17 protein-coding genes are annotated in these 19,532 nt (G+C 67.7%); 9 read left to right on the forward strand and 8 right to left on the reverse strand.

The features are described from left to right. Window positions 1-118: 118 nt before the first annotated feature. Window positions 119-445: an antibiotic biosynthesis monooxygenase family protein gene (locus BSZ14_RS07360; RefSeq protein ID WP_042486779.1), complete on the reverse strand. Its 327-nt coding sequence runs from the start codon at window positions 443-445 to the stop codon at window positions 119-121. 148 nt (window positions 446-593) lie between these two features. Between BSZ14_RS07360 and BSZ14_RS07365 the strand changes: the two genes are divergently transcribed. Next, window positions 594-1,208, forward strand: a complete 615-nt coding sequence (locus tag BSZ14_RS07365) for a class I SAM-dependent methyltransferase (RefSeq protein ID WP_042486776.1) — start codon at window positions 594-596, stop codon at window positions 1,206-1,208. A 134-nt stretch (window positions 1,209-1,342) separates the two neighbouring features. Here BSZ14_RS07365 and BSZ14_RS07370 read toward each other — a convergent pair whose 3' ends face one another. Then, a complete protein-coding gene (locus BSZ14_RS07370) occupies window positions 1,343-2,530 on the reverse strand; it encodes a phospholipase D-like domain-containing protein (protein WP_042486794.1) in 1,188 nt (395 codons plus the stop codon). Window positions 2,531-2,677: 147 nt separating this feature from the next. Here BSZ14_RS07370 and rpoZ point away from each other — a divergent pair, with 147 nt between their 5' ends. Beyond that, window positions 2,678-3,022, forward strand: coding sequence for a DNA-directed RNA polymerase subunit omega (gene rpoZ / locus BSZ14_RS07375; protein WP_042486773.1), 345 nt, complete (start codon window positions 2,678-2,680; stop codon window positions 3,020-3,022). A gap of 78 nt (window positions 3,023-3,100) precedes the next feature. On the opposite strand, the gene BSZ14_RS07380 is transcribed toward rpoZ, so the two are convergent. Then, window positions 3,101-3,415 carry a hypothetical protein gene (locus tag BSZ14_RS07380; RefSeq protein ID WP_076710418.1) on the reverse strand — a complete coding sequence of 105 codons (315 nt, stop codon included), beginning with the start codon at window positions 3,413-3,415 and terminating at the stop codon, window positions 3,101-3,103. Window positions 3,416-3,708: 293 nt separating this feature from the next. Beyond that, window positions 3,709-5,106: a M20/M25/M40 family metallo-hydrolase gene (locus tag BSZ14_RS07385; protein ID WP_076710419.1), complete on the reverse strand. Its 1,398-nt coding sequence runs from the start codon at window positions 5,104-5,106 to the stop codon at window positions 3,709-3,711. Window positions 5,107-5,349: 243 nt separating this feature from the next. Between BSZ14_RS07385 and BSZ14_RS07390 the strand changes: the two genes are divergently transcribed. Both BSZ14_RS07390 and argB read left to right on the forward strand, forming a co-directional pair. Next, the gene (locus BSZ14_RS07390) at window positions 5,350-6,003 is read left to right on the forward strand and encodes a queuosine precursor transporter (protein WP_083748156.1); all 654 of its coding nucleotides are present in this window, start codon (window positions 5,350-5,352) and stop codon (window positions 6,001-6,003) included. Window positions 6,004-6,052: 49 nt separating this feature from the next. Continuing rightward, window positions 6,053-6,952, forward strand: a complete 900-nt coding sequence (gene argB, locus BSZ14_RS07395) for an acetylglutamate kinase (RefSeq protein ID WP_042486766.1) — start codon at window positions 6,053-6,055, stop codon at window positions 6,950-6,952. Window positions 6,953-7,161: 209 nt separating this feature from the next. Here argB and BSZ14_RS07400 read toward each other — a convergent pair whose 3' ends face one another. Further along, window positions 7,162-7,323, reverse strand: coding sequence for a DUF1674 domain-containing protein (locus BSZ14_RS07400; protein ID WP_076710420.1), 162 nt, complete (start codon window positions 7,321-7,323; stop codon window positions 7,162-7,164). 69 nt (window positions 7,324-7,392) lie between these two features. Between BSZ14_RS07400 and BSZ14_RS07405 the strand changes: the two genes are divergently transcribed. The 4 genes from BSZ14_RS07405 (at window position 7,393) to purH (ending at window position 13,306) form a co-directional block, all read left to right on the forward strand. Then, window positions 7,393-8,736: an RsmB/NOP family class I SAM-dependent RNA methyltransferase gene (locus BSZ14_RS07405; protein WP_445190535.1), complete on the forward strand. Its 1,344-nt coding sequence runs from the start codon at window positions 7,393-7,395 to the stop codon at window positions 8,734-8,736. 30 nt (window positions 8,737-8,766) lie between these two features. Next, window positions 8,767-9,423, forward strand: coding sequence for a ribulose-phosphate 3-epimerase (gene rpe, locus BSZ14_RS07410; RefSeq protein WP_042486764.1), 657 nt, complete (start codon window positions 8,767-8,769; stop codon window positions 9,421-9,423). 17 nt (window positions 9,424-9,440) lie between these two features. Continuing rightward, entirely contained in the window at window positions 9,441-11,183 is a 1,743-nt protein-coding gene (locus BSZ14_RS07415; RefSeq protein WP_042486762.1) for a heparinase II/III family protein, read from the forward strand. Window positions 11,184-11,686: 503 nt separating this feature from the next. After that, entirely contained in the window at window positions 11,687-13,306 is a 1,620-nt protein-coding gene (gene purH, locus BSZ14_RS07420) for a bifunctional phosphoribosylaminoimidazolecarboxamide formyltransferase/IMP cyclohydrolase (protein WP_076710421.1), read from the forward strand. Between the two features lie 136 nt (window positions 13,307-13,442). On the opposite strand, the gene BSZ14_RS07425 is transcribed toward purH, so the two are convergent. Beyond that, the gene (locus BSZ14_RS07425; protein WP_076710422.1) at window positions 13,443-14,957 is read right to left on the reverse strand and encodes a lipopolysaccharide biosynthesis protein; all 1,515 of its coding nucleotides are present in this window, start codon (window positions 14,955-14,957) and stop codon (window positions 13,443-13,445) included. A gap of 208 nt (window positions 14,958-15,165) precedes the next feature. Next, entirely contained in the window at window positions 15,166-17,940 is a 2,775-nt protein-coding gene (gene polA / locus BSZ14_RS07430) for a DNA polymerase I (RefSeq protein WP_076710423.1), read from the reverse strand. A gap of 157 nt (window positions 17,941-18,097) precedes the next feature. On the opposite strand from polA, the gene BSZ14_RS19270 reads away from it, so the two are divergent. Further along, on the forward strand, window positions 18,098-18,466 hold the full coding sequence (locus tag BSZ14_RS19270) for a hypothetical protein (protein ID WP_139330357.1): 369 nt from the start codon (window positions 18,098-18,100) through the stop codon (window positions 18,464-18,466). Window positions 18,467-18,548: 82 nt separating this feature from the next. On the opposite strand, the gene BSZ14_RS07435 is transcribed toward BSZ14_RS19270, so the two are convergent. After that, window positions 18,549-19,532: serine hydrolase (locus tag BSZ14_RS07435; RefSeq protein ID WP_076710424.1), on the reverse strand; the 984-nt coding region annotated here is incomplete at its 5' end.

Here is a 19,532-nt window from a genome sequence, read left to right on the forward strand (position 1 = left end):
GCCCCTCCTCCCGGCAGGGGGGAGGGGTTTGGGGTGGGGGCCTGCCACGGGCGATGGTCTCGGTGAGACTCCTTGCCCTCCCCCATCCCCTCCCGCCTGCGGGAGGGGAGCGACCAGATCAACGGGCGGGATCGTTCGCCCAATTATAACTCCGGCCCACCTCGGCCACCGCCACCTCATAGCGCGAATACCATTGCGCCCGCCCGCGCTCCCGGATCGCGGCATGTTCGGGATGCGCCCGCCATGCCAAGGCGCTGGCTTCGTCCGCCCACCAGCTGACGGTGATGCCCAGTCCATCCGCCCCACGCACGCTGTCGACTCCGCAATATCCCGGCTGCCGCGCGGCGAGGGCGTCCATCGCCTCCGCCGCCCCGGCATAGCCCTCCGCATCGCCAACCGTCCGTTGCGACACGAAAATCACCGCGATCTGCCCTGTCCGGTCCATGTCAAATCCCCCGTCGATCGAGTCCGCTTTGCGACGGAATGCAGCATCCCGCCGCAACCCAATAGCTTGAAAGTCGTTCGGCACCTGTGCGACGAGGGGGTTTCCCTCGCGCGTCCCTTACGCGGGGATCACGAACGACAGGAACTCGATGCCCAGCTCGACCACCGCCGCGCGCAAGTCCCGCACCGACGCCACGGGTTATCCGTCGCCCGGCCAGATGTTCTTTCAGCAGTTCCTGAAGCACCCGGTGATGGTAGGCTCGATCATTCCGTCGTCGGGCAAGCTGATCCGCAAGATGCTGGCCCCCGTCGACTGGGCCAACACCAAGCTGTTCGTGGAATATGGCCCCGGTGTCGGCACCTTCTGCCGCCCGATCCTCGAGCGCATGGCGCCCGACGCCAAGCTGATCGCGATCGATACCAATGCCGATTTCTGTGACTATCTCAGCCACACCATCGTCGACTCCCGTTTCGCGGCGGTGAACGGCTCGGCGGCGGACGTGCAGAAGATCGTGCGCGACCATGGTTTCGACCATGCCGACTATGTCCTGTCGGGCCTGCCCTTCTCGACCCTGCCGGCCGGCGTCGGTCCGGCGATCGCGCAAGGCACGCATGACGTGCTGCGCCCCGGCGGCGCGTTCCTGGTCTATCAGTTCAGCCCCAAGGTGAAGGACTTCCTGGTTCCGCACTGGTCGAACATCGACCACGACATGGAATGGTGGAACGTGCCCCCGGCCCAGCTCTACTGGGCCTGGAAGGACTGAAGCCGATCCTCCCCGGTACGGGGAGGGGGACCATGCGCAGCATGGAGGAGGGGGCGGGCCGATAAGGGCGACCTGTTTGGAAGCCCCCCCTTCGATAGGGCTTCGCCCTGCCACCTCCCCGCGAGCGGGGAGGATCAATCCCCGTCGGGCGGCTCGATCCCGAAATTCAGCCCGCGCGATACCGACGGGTCGATCACCGCGATCAGCAGATACGCCGCGAACTGGCGCAGCCGCTGGAACCAGCGGGTATTCCGCTTGTACCAGGCGGGCGTGATCGCGTCCGATCGCGTGACCTCGCCATCGACATAGGCACGGACATGATCGGCAAAGGCCCGGTCCTCGATCCGCAGCATCAGCTCCAGATTCACGAACAGGCTGCGCATGTCGAAATTGGCCGAGCCGACATGCACCGCATCGTCGATGACGTATAGTTTCGTATGCAGCTTGGTCAGTTGGTATTCGAAGATCCGCACGCCCTTGCGCAGCAGGCCCGCATAGGTGAAGCGCGCCGCCGCGATCGTGGCCTCGTTGTCGGACTTGCCCGCGGTCACGATCCGCACCTCGGCCTCGCGCCGTCCCGCCCGGTCCAGGCGGCGGAGCATGGTGGGGCTGGGGGTGAAATAGGCGGCGATCACGTCGATCCGTCGCCCCCGCCGCATATCCTCGCGCACCGTCCGCGCCCAGGGCGACAGCCGCCGGGTCGGCCCGCCGATCAACCAGCGCAAATTTCCCTTCGACTCGCTCCAATGCGCCAGCGCCTTGTTCAGGTCGCGCAGGCGCCCCCTGGGATTTTGCGTCCAGGCGAACAGCGCATCGAAATACCCCGCCATGCGCGCCGCCGCCGAACCCTCGACCAGCAGGCCCAGATCGCGCCAGCTCTGGTCGGCGGGGGTGCCGAAATAATCGTCCTCGATATTGAAGCCGCCGATGATGATCGAGGGGGAAGGCCCTTCGGCATCCGCCAGCGCCAGCTTCTGATGGTTGCGCAGCAGGTAGCGGCGGCCGAAGCGCGGCTCGAACCGGGACAGCCGCGCGCCCGCGTCGACCAGCGGGCGGAAGAACGCCGCGTCCGCGCCCGCCCCGAAGCCGTCGACGATCACCGACACGGCGACGCCGCGCCGGGCCGCCGCGATCATCGCATCGCGGACCCGCCGCCCGGTCTCGTCATCCGAATAGATATAATAGAGGATGCGCAGCGACACCTGCGCCCCGTCGATCAGGGCCAGCACCGCCTCCAGTCGCCGTGGCCCCGTGTCGAGCAGGGTCAGCCTTTGCCCGTCGACCTGGAAACCGGGCTGTTCGGGCGGATGGGGGGCGGAAATGGCGCGGCTCCTTGGGGCATGTGATCCTGTCGAAAACGTAACGACCCAGGGGGCGGGGGCGTTGCAAGCCCAAGGCTTTTGACTTGGGCGGCCTTTGCTGCTAGGCGGCACGCTTTCATCCCAGCATTATTTGCGAAGGACACACGCATGGCGCGCGTCACCGTCGAAGATTGCGTCGACAAGATTCCCAACCGTTTCGATCTGGTGCTGTTCGCGGCGCAGCGGGCTCGTCAGATTTCGGGCGGGGCGGATCTGACCGTCGATCGCGATCGCGATAAAAATCCGGTCGTCGCCCTGCGCGAGATCGCAGAGGAAACGGTTCGTCCGACCCATCTGGAAGAAGCCGTGGTCAACAGCCTGCAGCGCGTCCAGATCGACGACGAGGACGAGGCGGACGATGTCGGCAGCCTGCAGGCCTCGGCCGAGGCGCTGCGCCTGACCGCCGCCGCTCCGCCGCGCAACCAGAATCTGGGCGCCGATTACGACGGCTGATCGGCCGTCTGTCGGACCCTCATGAAAAGGGCCGGTGCGAACCCTCGCACCGGCCCTTTTCGTTTGCGGCATAGCGGCTCAATAGCCGCGCCAATAATCCCACCGGGCGGCATGGCGTTCATGCCGGGCAAAACGCGCGTCGCGTCGCGCTTCGTGCCGTCGCACGGCGGCGGCATGGGCATAGGCATCGGCCGCGCGGTAATCGCCATAATAGGCCGCCTCGTCCGCCGCCCGCTGGTCGCGCCCCGCCTGCCAGGCATGGACGTCCGCTCCGCGCGCGGCCTGATGCGCACGATATTCGTCATAACGCCAGTCCTGCGCACTGGCGGCCGTGGCGGTCAGCATGGCCCCACCGGCGAGGGCCGCCAGCAATCCGGTCTTGAGCATCTTCATGGCAATAGCCTCAGAACCATAATCTCCCGTATGGCGAGGATATTGCTTCATTTAATCTGAACCGCGCGTGGCGGCGGCGTTCAGCGGATTGGCAGCTTGGTGGCCGATATCCGCCGCTCCCCATCGGGTCTTCGTCATGCGATCGTCGCCACATTCATGCGGAGAAGGGGGCGGTTGCCCTGTCTGGGCGCGACCCATCCGCCCGCACCGATCTTCATCGGCGATTTCGCCGTCTATCCCCGCCTGTCGATCCGGCGCGGGGCGCCCCTTGTCCAGGCCCCGCGCCATTCCTCTCAATAGGCATAGGCCCGGACGAGATCGTAGAGATAATCCCGCCCGTCATAGAGCGAGCTGACCCGGATCCGCTCGTTCAGGCCATGGATGCCCGACATGTCCTTTTCGATGAACATGCCCGGCGCGCCGTAGACGGGGATGCCGATCGCCTGGAAGAAGATACCGTCGGTGGCGCCGGTCGACATCATCGGGACCAGGGGCACGCCGGGAAAGTGCTTGGCGGCGAGCGTCTTCATCGGGCCGATGATCTTCGGGTCGAGCTTGGGCGGAATGGCGGTCGGGCGAACCGGCTGGTTGGCGGTGACGGTGATCTTGGGGCCTGCCAGCTCCTTCAGCTTCGCCAGCGTGCCCTCGACCGTTTCGCCGGGAAAGATGCGGCAATTGATATTGGCGGTGGCGCGCTGGGGCAGGGCGTTTTCGGCGTGACCCGCCTGGAGCAACGTCGCGACGCAGGTGGTGCGCAGCGTGGAGTGCAGCGCCTTGTCCTGGCTGACGATCGCGTCGGCGGCCTTGTCCTCCGGGTTGGCGAGCAGCCGGGTGATCGCATCGCCCAGCTGGCCGCCGACCTTTTGCGCGGTTGCGGTCAGGAAGGCGCGGGTGGTGTCGGTCAGGTGGATGGGGAATTCGTAACCTTGCACCGCCTTCACCGCGTCGGCGAGTTCGTAGATCGCATTTTCCGGCGTCGGCTGCGAGCTGTGCCCGCCCGGATTAGTGGCGAGGAAGGTATAGTTCTGCGCCGCCTTCTCGCCGACCTGCACCGCCAGCAACTCGCGCTTGCCGTCCGAATCGAGCCGCCCGCCGCCGCCCTCGTTCAGGACGAATTCGGCCGCGATCAGGTCGGGCTTGTTCTTGGCCAGCCATTCCGCGCCGTTAAAGGCGAAGGTCGTCTCCTCGCCACAGGTCAGCGCCATCTTGATCGTGCGCTTGGGCGGCGTCTTCTTCAGGCGGATCAGCGTGTCGGCCCAGACCGCGCTCATCGCCTTGTCGTCGACGGTGCCGCGGCCATAGAGGAAGCCGTCCTCCTCGATCAGCTTGAACGGATCGCGGGTCCAGTCCTCACGCTTGGCCTCGACCACGTCGAGATGGCCGAGCAGCAGCATCGGTTTCAACCGCTTGTCGGTGCCTGGCAGGACCGTGACGATGCCGCCGTCCTTGGGATGTTCGGGGACCGAGAACAGGGTGATGTCGGCTTGCCCGTATCCCGCCGCCTTCAGCCGTTCGGCGATCTGGGCGGAGGCCTGGGTGCAGCTGCCGACCGACAGGCTGGTGTTGGTTTCGACCAGCTGCTTGTACAGGTCGAAGAACGCCTTCTGGTCCGGGCGATCCTGCGCTGCCGCGATCCCCGGCAGCATCGCCAGCGTCGCCGCCACCCCGCCGAGCCATTTTGCCAACCGCATATGATCCCCCTTTTGTTGCTTTGGCGGAGAATAGAGCGTGTCGCGGGGCGCGGTGCAAGCGATTGAGCTTCCAATCCTCCCCGGCACGGGGAGGGGGACCAGCGGAGCTGGTGGAGGGGGCGTGCCGCGCGCGACGCCCTGTGTAGGAATCCCCCCTCCACCTCCGCTGCGCGCGCCACCTCCCCGTGCCGGGGAGGATCGCAAGTCCTTTGCCCCGGACCGATTTCGCGCTAGCAGTCGCCGATGGACCAGCCCGACATTTCCGCTCGCCCCCGCCTGATCACGCCGTCCCTGTTCGCCCTGTCGATCTTCTATGGCGGCATGGTCTGCATTGCGGGCGTGCTGGGCAACAAGCAGGTGGCGCTCGGCCCGCTGGCGGTGGAGGCGGGCATCTTCGCCTTCCTGCTGCTGGTGGTGACCTCCAGCGCGGTGGCCGAGCTGCATGGCCCCGCCACCGCCGGGCGGCTGGTACGGGTGGGCTTCGTGCCGCTGCTGGTGTCGCTCGTGCTGTCCTTCATCGTCTACACGCTGCCCGCCTCGCCGGAGATGATCCCGGCCAATCGCGACGCGATCCAGCTGGTGCTGGGTTCGACCTGGCGGATCTGGCTGGGCGGCATCGTCGCTTACGGCGTGTCGCAGACGCTGAACGTCACCATCTTCGCCGCGCTGAAAGGCAAGGAGGGCAGCAAGCTCCTCTGGCTGCGCGCGGCGATCGCCAGCATGCTCAGCCAGGTGGTCGACACGCTGCTGTTCGTCACCATCGCCTTTTACGGCGCCTTCCCGATCGGCCAGCTGCTCGTGGGCCAGATGATCGCCAAGGTCACGCTGTCCGCCGTGCTGGTGCCGCCGCTGATCTATGTGTTCGTCGGGCTGGGGCGGCGGCTGGACCGCGCCTGACCCATATTGCCGGTTTTCCCCGCCGCGCGCGCGCGATAAAGGGCCGCTCATGACCAACCACGATCCCGACGCCGCCCTGCTCGCCAAGGCCGAGACGCTGACCGAGGCGCTCCCGTATCTTCAGCGTTATGCGGGCAAGACCTTCGTGGTGAAATATGGCGGCCACGCCATGGGCGATCCCGAGCGGCAGCGCGACTTCGCCGAGGACATGGTGCTGCTGAAGGCGGTCGGCATCAATCCGGTCGTGGTCCATGGCGGCGGGCCGCAGATCGGCGCGATGCTCAAGCGGCTGGGCGTCGAGTCGCAGTTCGTCAACGGCCTGCGCGTCACCGACCGCGAAACGGCGCAGATCGCCGAAATGGTGCTGGCGGGTTCGATCAACAAGGAAATCGTCAGCTGGATCGCCGCCGCCGGGGGCCGCGCCGTCGGCATCTCGGGCAAGGATGCGGGCCTCGTCATCGCCGAGAAGATCCAGGGGCGCGAGGCCGATCCGCTCCAGGGCATCGAGCGCCATGTCGACCTGGGTTTCGTCGGCGAGCCGGTCGCGGTCGACCCGCGCCTGATCGAGAGCCTGTGCGCCGACGGCATCATCCCGGTCATCGCGCCGGTCGCGATCGGGCTGGACGGGCACACCTATAACATCAACGCCGACACCATGGCGGGCGCGATCGCCGCGCGGCTGGGCGCGTCGCGTTTCTTCCTGCTGACCGATGTCGCGGGCGTGCTGGACAAGCAGGGCGAACTGATGACCGACCTGAACCCGGCCAAGATCGCAGAGCTGCGGACGGACGGGACGATTTCGGGCGGGATGATCCCCAAGCTGGAAACCTGCGTCAACGCGGTCGAGGCCGGCGTGGACGCGGCGGTGATCCTGGACGGGCGGGTGCCGCACGGGATGCTGCTGGAGATCTTCACCAGGCAGGGGGCGGGGACTCTGGTCCGTCGGTGATTGGGGTGAGGTCGGGGCATGGCCTTCGACTTCGCTCAGGCTGAACGGCGGTTGGATTTCCCTGACCCATCCTCTTGCCGCTCCCCGCCCGCAGGCGGGAGGGGATGGGGGAGGGCAGGGAGTCTCACCGAGACCATCGCTTGCGGCTTTTCCCTCCCCCGGCGCCTCCCGCCTGCGGGAGGGGAGGAAGAAGTAGAGGGCCTCTCCCCTCAAAAATCGACCGCGATCCCCTTCAATTCCCAATCCCCGTACCGCACCGGGTTCTTCCCCAACGGATCATCTTGCAGCTCCGGCTTGGCCTCCGGTTCCGGCACGGGCGGGTTCTGCGACAGGTACGCGGGCGGCTTCACATGGTCGGGGCGCTGGCCCATGGGCGGTCCTTTCGACTAAGGGGACGAATATATTGCAGCCCATGTCGGGGCTGACAGGAGTTTTGCCAAGTGACACGTCCTCCTCAATCGCCGACCCGTGGCCGTCCCGATCGCCGGGGTGCGCCCAAGGGCGAGGACCGTCGCGGGCGGCAGCAGCGCCCGACCGAGCCGCTGGGCACCGCCGCCCGCCGCGCCGCCATCCGCCTGCTCGACGCGGTGCTGCGCCGGGGTGAGCCGCTGGAGGCGGCCCTCGCCTCGGCCACCCGCGCGCTACCGGGCGGACCGGATCGCGGCCTGGCGCACGCCATCGCGGCGGAGACGCTGCGCCGCCTGCCCGATCTCGATGCGCTGATCGACTCGGCCACCAAGCAGCGGCTGCCCGACGATGCCAAGGCGCGCTTTGCCTTGCGCATCGCGCTGGTCCAGGTGCTGGCGTTGGGCACGCCGCCGCATGCGGCGATCTCGACCGTGCTGCCGCTGGTCGATGGCGGCCCGCGCAAGCTGGTCCACGGTGTGTTCAGCACGATCACCAAGAGCGGCGTGCTGCTCCCCGAAATCCCGGCGCTGCCCGACGCCACCGAGGCACGCTGGGAAGAGAATTGGGGCGAGGAGATGGTCGAGGCCGCCGCCCACGCCATCTCCGCCCCGCCGCCGCTCGACCTGACGCTGGCCGATCCCTCCGCGACCGCCGAATGGATGGAAAAGCTGGGCGGGGTCAGCCTGCTGCCCGGTCATGTGCGTTTGCCGTCGGGTAACGCGGTGATGGAGTTGCAGGGCTTCGACGAAGGCGCCTGGTGGGTGCAGGACCTTGCCGCCTCGATCCCCGCGCGCCTGCTGGGGCAGGGCAGGGGCCATGTGCTCGACCTGTGCGCCGCGCCGGGGGGCAAGACGCTGCAGCTTGCCGCCGCCGGATGGACCGTCACCGCCATCGACCAGTCCGAGTCGCGCCTCGCCCGGCTCGCTGAAAATCTGGAGCGCACCAACCAGTCGGCCGAGGTGGTCACCGCCGACCTGCGCGAATGGGCACCCAAGGATCAGGTCGACGCGATCCTGGTCGACGCGCCGTGCAGCGCCAGCGGCATCTTCCGCCGCCACCCGGACGTCCTCTACCGCGTCCGCCCCGCGATCGTCGCCGAGATGGCCGCGTTGCAGCGCGTCATCCTGGGCCGCGCCGCCGACTGGCTGAAGCCCGGCGGGACCTTGGTCTATGCCACCTGCTCGCTGGAGCCGGAGGAGGGCGAGAATCAGATCGCGGCCTTCCTGGCCGAGCGCCCCGATTACGCGCTGGTCCCGATCGCTGGCGAATGGCCGGGGATCACGGACAAGGGCACGATCCGCACCCTGCCGACGATGCTCGCGAAAGAAGGGCGGCTCGACGGGTTCTTCATCGCGATGCTGCAACGCAAAGGCTGACTTGGGCGCGATATCCGGGTAAGGGGGGCCATGCATCCCGTCCGTATCGCTCCCTCCATTCTGTCCGCCGATTTCGCCAAGCTGGGCGAAGAAGTCCGGGCCATCGACGCCGCGGGCGCCGACTGGATTCACATCGATGTGATGGATGGGCATTTCGTGCCCAACATCACCATCGGCCCGGCGGTGGTGAAGGCGCTGCGTCCGCACACGACCAAGCCGTTCGACGTGCATCTGATGATCTCGCCGATCGACGCCTATCTCGACGCCTTTGCCGAGGCGGGCGCGGACACCATCACCGTCCACCCGGAGGCGGGGCCGCACATCCACCGCACGATCCAGCACATCAAGGGGCTGGGCAAGCGCGCGGGCGTCGTCCTGAACCCCGCCACGCCCGCCAAGATGCTGGATTACCTGATCGACATGGTCGACCTGGTGCTGGTGATGAGCGTGAACCCGGGTTTCGGCGGCCAGAGCTTCATCGAAAGCCAGCTCAAGAAGATTTCAGCGATCCGCAAGATGATCGAGCATTCGGGCCGCGCCATCGACCTGGAGGTGGATGGCGGCGTCGACCCGGCCTGGGCCAGGCGCTGTATCGAGGCCGGGGCCGATGCGCTGGTCGCGGGCACTGCCGCCTTCCGGGGTGGCCCGGAGCATTACGCCGCGAACATCGCCGCTTTGCGCGGTTGAGCGGGTCGTTGACTCCAATGCGCGATCGCATGGGGGCCGAAGAGGCCCGTATCGCCGCCGACAGCATCGAGGAAGGCAAACGCCTGGTCCGCGTCCAGAGCGGCGGCCTGTCGCTCGCGGATCGGCTCAGCGAGCATCTCCACCGGCTGACCTGGCGTACGCCGCTCCATTCGCTGCGGCTGAAGGGGCGGCATCCGCTGAAGCTGATGGCGGTGCCCGAGGATCCCGTGCTGGGCGATATCGAGCGTGGCCATGCGCTGCTCGGCGGCGTGCTCGACTGGCGCGGCGAGGAGCGCGGGGTCGAATCGATCGACTTCGCCCGGCCCGACTGGTCGACCGGCTTTGCCGATCATCTGCACAGCTTTGCCTGGCTGCGCGACCTGTCGACCGTCGCGACGCGGGCGCAGGGCGCGCCGATCGCCGAATATTTGATGGGCCGCTGGCTCGATGCCTTTGCCGAGACGGTCGATGCCACCGCCTGGCGGCCCGATCTGTGGGGGCGGCGCATCTTGTTCTGGACCGCGCATGCGCCGCTGATCCTGTCATCGACCGATCTCGTCTATCGCTCGCGCGTGCTCAACACGATGGCGAGGGGGGCGCGGCATCTGGATCGCGGCGCGGACAAGGCGCCCGCGGGCGTGGCGCGGATCGCGGCCTGGTGCGGGGTGATCGCGGCCGGTCTGCTGCTGGCGGGCGGTGATCCGCGCCAGGCGTTCGGCGAGGCGGGGCTGGCCCGCGCGCTCGACACCGGGCTGTTCACCGATGGCGGCGTCATCGCGCGCAGTCCGGCGGTGCAGCTCGATGCGGTCATGCTGCTGACCATGATGCGCGAAGTCTATGACGCGCGCGGGCTGGCCTTTCCCGAACAGTTCCAGACGCGATTGCAGCGGATGATCTCCGCGCTGCTGGGCGTCATGCATGGCGACCGCGCGCTGTCGAGCTGGCAGGGCTCCGGCCCCGAAACGCCCGAGCGGATCGCCGCCGTCATCGAGGCATCGGGCGTGCGCACCCGGCCGCTGCGCCAGGCGGGTGACTGGGGGTATCAGCGATTGGCGGCGGCGCAGGCGGTGCTGGTCATGGATGCCGCGCCGCCACCGATCGCGCGGGCGATCGAGGGTGGCTGCGCCTCGACGCTGGCTTTTGAGTTTTCGGACGGCGCGCAACGCATCGTCGTCAATTGCGGCGGCGCCCGCGCGACCGTGGCGCAGGTGCCCGCCAGCCTCGCCCATGGCCTGCGCACCACGGCGGCGCATTCGACGCTGACGCTGGGCGACAGCAACTCCACCGCCATCCATGCCGACGGCACGCTGGGGCGCGGCGTCGCCCAGGTCGAGCTGAGCCGCCAGGAATCGGACGCCGCCAGCCGGATCGAGGCGAGCCATGACGGCTATGTCCGCCGTTACGGCTTCACCCATCGCCGCCAGCTATTGCTGACCGGCGACGGCCGCGAGCTGCGCGGCGAGGATGCGCTGCTGCCCGAAGGGCGCAAGCGGCAGGCGGGCAGCACGGTATTCGCCCTGCGCTTCCATCTCGGCGACGGGGTGGAGGCGATGGTGACCGCCGAGAGCGGGCAGGCGATCCTGCGCCTCGACGATGGCGCATTGTGGCAGTTCCGCTGCCGGGGCGGCACGCTGGCGATCGAAGAGTCGCTGTGGATCGACGGCACCGGCCGTCCGGTCGCCACGCAGCAACTGGTCGTCACCGGCGAGACGCCTGCGGGCGGCGCGCATGTCAGCTGGGCGTTCAAGCGGGCGCTTTAAAAGGGATTGTTCGCGTGGAGGCGCGGGGATGGGCGGACCCGCCGCGCTGACAGGGCCTCTTCCCCGCCCGGTTAGAGCATGATGACATGCGATAGAACCAAGCCTAGCCTCTCCCCTTCAGGGGAGGGGTTGGGGTGGGGCATCGCCACGGGCAGGGCGCTTGCGGAAACACCCCACCCCCTGCCCCTCCCCTGAAGGGGAGGGGTGGATCAAGCTGATGTCATCGTGCTTCAATGATCCAATCGGTTTGCCCCAGAGCCAAACCCCTCCGCGTTCTCCGCGCCTCCGCGCGAACCCATAAAATACTCCCCGGTACGGGGAGGGGGACCACCCGAAGGGTGGTGGAGGGGGGATCGCCACAAGGGATGTCCTATGAGGCAGGCCCCCCTCCGTCAGGCCTTCGGCCTGCCACCACCCCGTGCCGGGGAGGAACATTTTGCGCTTCGGCGAATCGGAGTCTATCGGGTCCGCAAACTTCCCCAGCTTGTAGGATACGCTGCCCGATGGCCGTTTCGCTCCCCTCCGCTCCTTCCGTCGATCTGGTGCCGGTCCGCCGCGCGCTGCTGTCGGTGTCCGACAAGACCGGCGTCATCGACCTGGCCCGCGCACTGGCCGAGCGGGGCGTCGATCTTGTCTCGACCGGCGGCACGGCCAAGGCGATCCGCGATGCGGGCCTGCCGGTGCGCGACATTTCGGAGGTCACCAACTTCCCCGAGATGATGGACGGCCGGGTCAAGACGCTGCACCCGATGGTCCATGGCGGCCTGCTCGCGGTGCGCGACGACCCCGCCCATGCCGCCGCGATGACCGAGCATGGCATCGGCGCGATCGATCTGGTGGTCGTCAACCTCTATCCCTTCCAGCAGACCGTCGCGAAGGGGGCCGAGCGGCCCGAGATCATCGAGAATATCGATATCGGCGGCCCGTCCATGGTCCGCTCGGCGGCCAAGAACCATGGCTATGTGTCGATCCTGACCGACCCGGCCGACTATGCCGATTTCCTCGCCGATCTCGAGGCCAATGACGGCGCCTCGACGCTGAAGACCCGCCAGCGCCTGGCGGCCAAGGCCTTCGCCGCCACCGCCGCCTATGACTCGGCGATCGCCCAGTGGTTCGGCTTCGTTGACCAGGGCGAGGCGTTCCCGGCGACCCTGCCGCTCGCCTTCACCAAGCACCCCGAGACGTTGCGCTATGGCGAGAACCCGCATCAGGTCGCCGCACTCTATCTGCCGCAAAAGGGTGGTCAGGGCATCGCCCAGGCCGAGCAACTGCAGGGCAAGGCGCTCAGCTACAACAACCTCAACGACGCCGATGCCGCGCTGGAGCTGGTCAGCGAGTTCATCGACGGCCCGCCGACCGTGGTGATCGTCAAGCACGCCAACCCGTGCGGCGTGGCGAGCGGCGAGACGCTGCTCGAGGCCTATCAGGCGGCCTTTGCCTGCGACACGGTGTCGGCGTTCGGCGGCATCATCGCCTGCAACCGTCCGCTCGACGCCGAGACGGCCGAGGCGATCTCGGGCATCTTCACCGAAGTCGTGGTGGCGCCGGACGCGTCGGCCGAGGCCCGCGCGATCTTCGCCAAGAAGAAGAATCTCCGCCTGTTGCTGTCGGGCGAACTGCCCAACCCGGCGCGGCCCGGCCTGATGATGAAGTCGATCGCGGGCGGCCTGCTGGTCCAGAGCCGCGACAATGGCCGCCTGACCGACGACATGCTGAAGGTCGTGACCAAGCGTGCGCCGACGACGCAGGAACTGGCCGATTGCCGCTTCGCCTGGACGGTCGCCAAGCATGTGAAGTCCAACGCGATCGTCTATGCCAAGGGCGGCGCGACCGCCGGTGTCGGCGCTGGGCAGATGAACCGTCTGGAATCGGCGCGCATCGCCGCGTGGAAGGCCAAGGATGCCGCCGAGAAGGCGGGCTGGGCCGAACCCCGCACCATCGGTTCGGCGGTCGCATCGGACGCCTTCTTCCCCTTCGCTGACGGCCTGCTCGCGGCGGTCGAGGCGGGCGCGACGGCAGTGATCCAGCCGGGCGGCTCGATCCGCGACGACGAGGTGATCGCGGCGGCGGACGAAGCCGGGCTGGCAATGGTCTTCACCGGCATGCGCCACTTCCGGCATTGATTTGATCCTCCCCGGCGCGGGGAGGGGGACCATGCGAAGCATGGTGGAGGGGGGAGCGCCACAAGGGATGGCCTGTGTGGACCCCCCCCTCCGTCAGGCCTGACGGCCTGACACCTCCCCGTGCCGGGGAGGATCTTTACCGCGTGATCCCGCCTGCGTTGGGCAGGGTCGCCTCTTCCACCGTCGGGGCTTTCCCGAACAGCGCCCGGTCCGCCGGACCGAAGGCCCAGCGCCACAGCACCAGCAGATAGGTCGCCGCGATGGCGGGCTCACCGAACAGCAGCTCGGCCCATTCCAGCCGCTTGGGCAACAGGGTGAACGCGCCCCCGACCACGACCGCCGCCGTCGCCGCCCAGACCAGAGGCCAGCGGAACGGCGATACCGGCGCCCTCAATATGGCTGACAGCACCCGCGCCTTGATGACCGAAGTCATCGTCACGCTCATCGCCAGCGCCACGGCCGGACCGGCCGCCGCCCAGGTCGGCGGCCAGCCGAGCGCGCGCATTCCCAGGATCAGCGCGAAGCTCAAGCCGATCTGCACCCCTAGCATCGCGATCGAGATCATCAGGTTGCGGTGCCGCGCGGTATAGACCAGCGCCGATTCGCAGACCGCGCCGGTCGAGGCCAGCACCTCGGCGAACAGCAGGAAGGCGAGGGCGGCGGTCCCCGAGACGAATTGCGGCCCGACCACGCCCATCACGCCTTCGCCCGGGATCGAGCCCATCAGCGCCAGGCACCCCTGCGCCGCCATGATCCAGAAGGCGACCTGCCGCACCTGTCGCGCGATCGCGCCCATGTCGCCGTTCGCCAGGCTCTGGGTGATGACCGGGCCAAGGATCGGGTCGAAGCTGGTCTTCAGCTTCTGCGGCAGCGAGGCGACCTGCTGTGCCATGTAATAGATGCCGACGATGCGTGGCTCGAACATCACCCCCAGGATGAAGCGGTCGACATTGCGCGTGCCCCATTCCAGCGCGTCCGCCCCGGCGAGCGGCGCATTGGCGCGGGCCAGCGCAAAGACGCGGCCGAGATGCGGGGTCCAGCCCTGCGGCAGGCCATAGCTGCGCAGGAAGGGCACCAGGCTGGCGATCAGCGCCGCCGTCATCGATGCGACATAGGACAGGACCAGGCCGTCGCGGATGGTGAAGAAGGAAAAGACCCAGGCCGCGATGGAGATCGTCCACGGCTCGATCACCGCGCGCGCGGTGACGGTCGCCTTGACGTTGTGGCGATAGGCGAGCGCGGCCAGACTGACGTCCGACCAGGCGATGGCCACGATGATGCAGGGCAGCCACCGGTCCAGCCCGGTGATCGCGCTGTTGGGATAGAGAAGTTCGGGGAAATGCCACAGCACCGCACTCGCCGCCACCGAGGCGAGGCAGGCGAGCGCCATCGCGTCCCAGACGACATGGACATGCGGCCGGTCGGTCGAGGCCAGCGCCTGCGCCAGCCCGCGCTTCATGCCCAGCGTCGCGACCAGCGCCGCCAGCTCGACGACGACCACGGCAATGGCGAAGCGCCCGACCAGATCGGGGCCATAGATGCGCCCCGCGATGAACAGGAAGGGGATGCGCGCCGCCAGTCGCAGGACGAAGCCCGCGATATTGGTCCGCCCGCCCTTGGCGAGCGTTTCGATGTCCTGGGTTTCGGCCATCAGCGGGCGCGGAGTCCCAAGGGTGGCCGATAATCGTAATGTCCTCCCCTGTAAGGGGCGGTGGCAGGCCGAAGGCCTGACGGAGGGGTGTCACCGCTGGCGAGGATCACTGCCGTGTCGGACGGCCATGCCCCTCCACCATGGCTGTCGCCATGGTCCCCCTCCCCAAGCACGGCCTGGGGAGGAATGGGGGCGAGGGAAGCGTGGATCAATGCGCCGCGCCCCAGCTCTTGCCGAAGCCGATCTCGACGCCCAGCGGGACCGATAGCGACACCGCCGGTTCGGCCGCGCCCGCCATGACCTCGCGAATGACCTTGCCTGCGGCTTCGGCATCGGCTTCGAGGGCCTCGAACACCAGTTCGTCATGGACTTGGAGCAGCATCCGCACATGGCCCAGGCCAGCGGCGGCGAGCGCGGGTTCCATGCGGACCATGGCGCGCTTGATGATGTCGGCGCTGGTCCCCTGGATCGGCGCGTTGATCGCGGCGCGCTCGGCCCCCTGGCGCTCGCCCTGGTTGCGCGAGGCGATGCGCGGGAAATGCGTCTTGCGACCGAACAGCGTCTCGGTGAAGCCCTTCTCGCGCACGCTCGACAGCGTTTCGGCGATATAGCGGTTGATGCCGGGGAAACGCTCGAAATAGCGGTCGATCATCGCTTGCGCCTCGTCCGCCGACACGTCGAGGCGACCGGCCAGCCCCCAGCGCGAAATGCCGTAGAGGATGGCGAAGTTGATCGTCTTGGCGCGGCCGCGCGTATCGCGATTGACCTCGCCGAACAGCTCCATCGCGGTCAGGCTGTGGATGTCGTCGCCATTCGCGAAGGCATCGCGCAGCGCGGGCACGTCCGCCATATGCGCGGCCAGCCGCAGCTCGATCTGCGAATAGTCGGCGGCGATCAGGACATGGCCGTCCTCGGCGATGAACGCCTCGCGCAACTGCCGCCCGACCTCGGTGCGGATCGGGATGTTTTGCAGGTTCGGCTCGGTCGAGGACAGGCGTCCGGTCTGCGCGCCGGTCAGACTGTAGCTGGTGTGGACGCGGCCGGTCTTGGGGTTGATCTGCGCCTGGAGCGCATCGGTATAGGTGCTCTTCAGCTTGGAGAGCTGGCGCCATTCCAGGATCTTGCGCACGATCTCCGCCGCCTCGCCGCCGTCGCGGGCCAGGCGTTCGAGTTCGGTGACGTCGGTGGAATAGACGCCCGACTTGCCCTTGCGCCCGCCCTTCAGGCCGAGCCGGTCGAACAGGATTTCGCCCAGCTGCTTGGGGCTGCCGATGGTGAAGGGGGTGCCCGCCATGGCATGGATCTCGCCCTCCAGCGCGGCGATCTGCCCGGCGAATTCGGTCGACAGCTGCGACAGGCGGTCGCGATCGACCTTGATCCCGCGCCGCTCCATGCCTGCGATCACCGGCACCAGCGGCCGGTCGACCATCTCGTACACGCGGGTCGCCTGCTCCATGGGCAGCCGCGCCTTGAACCGCTTCCACAGCCGCAGCGTGACGTCGGCATCCTCGGCGGCGTAGCGGGTAGCGGTCTTCAGGTCGACCTCGTGGAAGCCGAGCTGTTTCTTGCCGGTGCCGACCACCTCCTTGAAGGCGAGGCAGGTGTGGGAGAGGTGCGTCGCGGCCAGTTCGTCCATGCCGTGCCCGTGCAGGCCAGCGTCGAGGTCGAAGCTCATCACGATCGTGTCGTCATGCGGCGCGATGGCGATGCCGCGCTCGCCCAGCACGATCATGTCGAATTTCAGATTCTGGCCGATCTTCAGGACCGACGGGTCCTCGCACAACGCCTTGATTCGCTCGAGCGCAGCCGCGACCGGAATCTGCACCGGCACTTCCGAAAGCAGGTCGGTGCCGCCATGCCCGAGCGGGATGTAGCACGCCTTGTTGGGCGCGATGCACAGGCTGACCCCGACCAGCTCGGCCTGGGTCGCGTCGGTCGAGCTGGTCTCGGTATCGATCGCGACGAAGCCCTGGTGACGGGCGTCCGCGACCCACTGGTCGAGCGTCGCCAGATCCTGCACGGTGATATAGCCGTCGAGATTGCACGGCTCGTCATCGTCCATCGGTGCGGACGGCGCGGCCTCTCCGGCAGCGGGGGCGGGCGCGGCGTCGTCGGTGATCTGGCCCATCTTGGCGATCAGCGAGCGGAAACCATGATGCTCCAGGAATGCCCGCAGCGGCGCATCCGGGATGGTCGGGTGCAGCGCCAGCGACTCGAGCGACTGCGGCAGCGGCGCGTTGCACTCCAGCGTGACCAGCCGCTTCGACAGCCGGGCATTCTCGGCATGTTCGATGAGGTTGTCGCGCAGCTTGCCCTTCTTCATCTCGGGCGCGGCGGCGAGGACCGATTCGAGGTCGCCATGCTCGACGATCAGCTTGGAGGCGGTCTTGGGGCCGACGCCCGGCACGCCCGGCACGTTGTCGACGCTGTCGCCCATCAGCGCGAGCACATCGCCCAGCTGCTTCGGCCCGACGCCGAACTTTTCCTGGACATAGGCCTCGCCCAGACGGCGGTTGTTCATCGTGTCGAGCATGTCGAGGCTGCCATCCTCGACCAGCTGCATCAAGTCCTTGTCGCCCGACACGATCGTGACCTGCCACCCTTGCGCCAGCGCGGCGCGGGCATAGCAGGCGATCAGGTCGTCGGCTTCCAGCCCCATCTCCTCGATACAGGGCAGCGAGAAGGCGCGGGTGGCGTCGCGGATCATCGGGAATTGCGGCACCAGATCGGGCGGGGGCGGGGGCCGGTGCGCCTTATACTGGTCGTACATCTCGTTGCGGAAGGTCTTGGACGACTTGTCGAGGACCACCGCCATATGGGTCGGCCCGTCGGCGGCGTTGACCTCATCCACCAGCTTCCACAGCATGGTGGTATAGCCATAGACCGCCCCGACCGGCTCGCCATGCTTGTTGGTCAGCGGCGGCAGGCGATGATAGGCGCGAAAGATATAGCCGGAGCCGTCGACGAGATAGAGATGGGGCATGATCCGCGCGGTTTAGCGGATGCGGCGGAGGGGAAATAGCCCCTGATGGTAGCGGTTTTTCGGGTTTGTGGCGGATGGGCCACGGCGGAGTGTCGGGGGCTGGCTTCGCGGGGGGAAATGGGCGGGAGACTGGCCTCGTCAGAGCTACCTGTCGGCCATGACTGTCGCTCTTCTCAAAGCTGGCGATCATGACTCGCTGGAGTTTGCCACGACCGACCTCGACACGGTGCGGGCGTGTATTCGTGCATTTTATGGAAAGGTGAGCAGCAAGGCAGCCGGGATGGCAACGGTCGTGACATTCGGCGGCGAAAGTTTCACGTTTCAAGACGAATGGGATGATCCATGCCTGATCTCGCATTCGGTCAAAGGCAACGATCGATTGCGCGCTATCCACGCGCACTTTCACGTCAGCCAAGGTTTTTGCTTCCAAAGGACGATCTGCATTCAAATCGGTAAGTCTTCTTTCCTCCCCTGCAAGGGGAGGGGGACCATGCGAAGCATGGTGGAGGGGTGTAGCCGTTGGTGATTGCGGTCTAACTTTTCAGGCCGTGACACCCCTCCGTCAGGCCTTCGGCCTGCCACCTCCCCTTACAGGGGAGGAAAATGGATCAATTCGCTACCGCCACCGGCCCCCTCGGCGGTCCCGCCGCATCGGCCACCGCCGCCGCGACATTCTGGATCAGCAGCTGGCGCTTGCGGATATCCTCGGTCGTGTCGCCGATCATTACCGCGATGGCGAAGCGGCGGCCGTCGGGGGCGGTCAGCAGGCCGACATCGTTGAAGCCCGCATTGCGGCGGCCCAGATCCTGGCCGGTGCCGGTCTTGTGCGCGATCGTCCACCCCGACGGCACGGCGGCGCGCAGGCGGGCATGGCCGGTGCGCGAGGCTTCCATCGTGTCGATCAGGATGCGGGTCGAGGTTTCCGACAAAAGTTCGCCGCGGGCCAGCCGGGCCAGCGCATCGGCGATGGCGATGGGCGCGGCGCCGTCCGGCGGATCATTGACATAGGCATTGAGCGCGGCCGTCCGCGCCGCTGGGTCGAGCCGGTTGCGCGCCGTCTGGAACGCGCCCGCCATGGCGAAGGCGGGTTGCCACGTCAGACCGGCGGTCTTCGCCTGGAGCAGCCGCTCGCCGGGACCGAAGCGGATATCGCCCAGTCGCTTGGCGGCGATCATCGCACGCACCGCCTGCGGCCCGCCGACATAGGTCAGCAGCCGGTCGTTCGCGGTATTGTCGCTCATCGTCAGCGCACGGTTCAGCAACTCGCCGACGGTGGTGTGATAGCCGTCACCCTTGACCAGCATCGCGATGGGCTGGTGGAAGAGGGTCAGGTCCTCGCGCCGCACGACGATCGGCTCGTCCAGCCGCGCCCGGCCCCGGTCGCGAAGGTCGAGCAGGGTGATCGCGACCCATAGTTTGGAGACGGATTGCTGGGGCAGGCGCTGGCGCCCGCCGACTTCGACCGTCCAGCCGTCATCGACTGCGCGCACCGCAATCCCCTTCTTGCCCGCAAAACCGGCGGAAAGGCGGTTGATCGTCGACACCAGCCCGGCGGGGGCGGCGGGGGGAGGTCGTCCCAGTGCGCCGCGATA

Origin of the sequence: Sphingomonas sp. Sph1(2015) (genome assembly GCF_001970915.1) — a bacterium.
GTDB lineage: Bacteria > Pseudomonadota > Alphaproteobacteria > Sphingomonadales > Sphingomonadaceae > Sphingomonas > Sphingomonas parapaucimobilis.

What these genes read in the sequence shown, in the direction of transcription:
- BSZ14_RS07425 (WP_076710422.1), bottom strand. Translation starts at nt 14,957, where the DNA reads ATGGCCGAAACCCAGGACATCGAAACGCTCGCCAAGGGCGGGCGGACC.
- rpoZ (WP_042486773.1), top strand. Translation starts at nt 2,678, where the DNA reads ATGGCGCGCGTCACCGTCGAAGATTGCGTCGACAAGATTCCCAACCGT.
- BSZ14_RS19270 (WP_139330357.1), top strand. Translation starts at nt 18,098, where the DNA reads ATGACTGTCGCTCTTCTCAAAGCTGGCGATCATGACTCGCTGGAGTTT.
- rpe (WP_042486764.1), top strand. Translation starts at nt 8,767, where the DNA reads ATGCATCCCGTCCGTATCGCTCCCTCCATTCTGTCCGCCGATTTCGCC.
- BSZ14_RS07390 (WP_083748156.1), top strand. Translation starts at nt 5,350, where the DNA reads ATGGACCAGCCCGACATTTCCGCTCGCCCCCGCCTGATCACGCCGTCC.
- BSZ14_RS07365 (WP_042486776.1), top strand. Translation starts at nt 594, where the DNA reads ATGCCCAGCTCGACCACCGCCGCGCGCAAGTCCCGCACCGACGCCACG.
- polA (WP_076710423.1), bottom strand. Translation starts at nt 17,940, where the DNA reads ATGCCCCATCTCTATCTCGTCGACGGCTCCGGCTATATCTTTCGCGCC.
- purH (WP_076710421.1), top strand. Translation starts at nt 11,687, where the DNA reads ATGGCCGTTTCGCTCCCCTCCGCTCCTTCCGTCGATCTGGTGCCGGTC.
- argB (WP_042486766.1), top strand. Translation starts at nt 6,053, where the DNA reads ATGACCAACCACGATCCCGACGCCGCCCTGCTCGCCAAGGCCGAGACG.
- BSZ14_RS07415 (WP_042486762.1), top strand. Translation starts at nt 9,441, where the DNA reads ATGCGCGATCGCATGGGGGCCGAAGAGGCCCGTATCGCCGCCGACAGC.
- BSZ14_RS07360 (WP_042486779.1), bottom strand. Translation starts at nt 445, where the DNA reads ATGGACCGGACAGGGCAGATCGCGGTGATTTTCGTGTCGCAACGGACG.
- BSZ14_RS07380 (WP_076710418.1), bottom strand. Translation starts at nt 3,415, where the DNA reads ATGAAGATGCTCAAGACCGGATTGCTGGCGGCCCTCGCCGGTGGGGCC.
- BSZ14_RS07400 (WP_076710420.1), bottom strand. Translation starts at nt 7,323, where the DNA reads ATGGGCCAGCGCCCCGACCATGTGAAGCCGCCCGCGTACCTGTCGCAG.
- BSZ14_RS07385 (WP_076710419.1), bottom strand. Translation starts at nt 5,106, where the DNA reads ATGCGGTTGGCAAAATGGCTCGGCGGGGTGGCGGCGACGCTGGCGATG.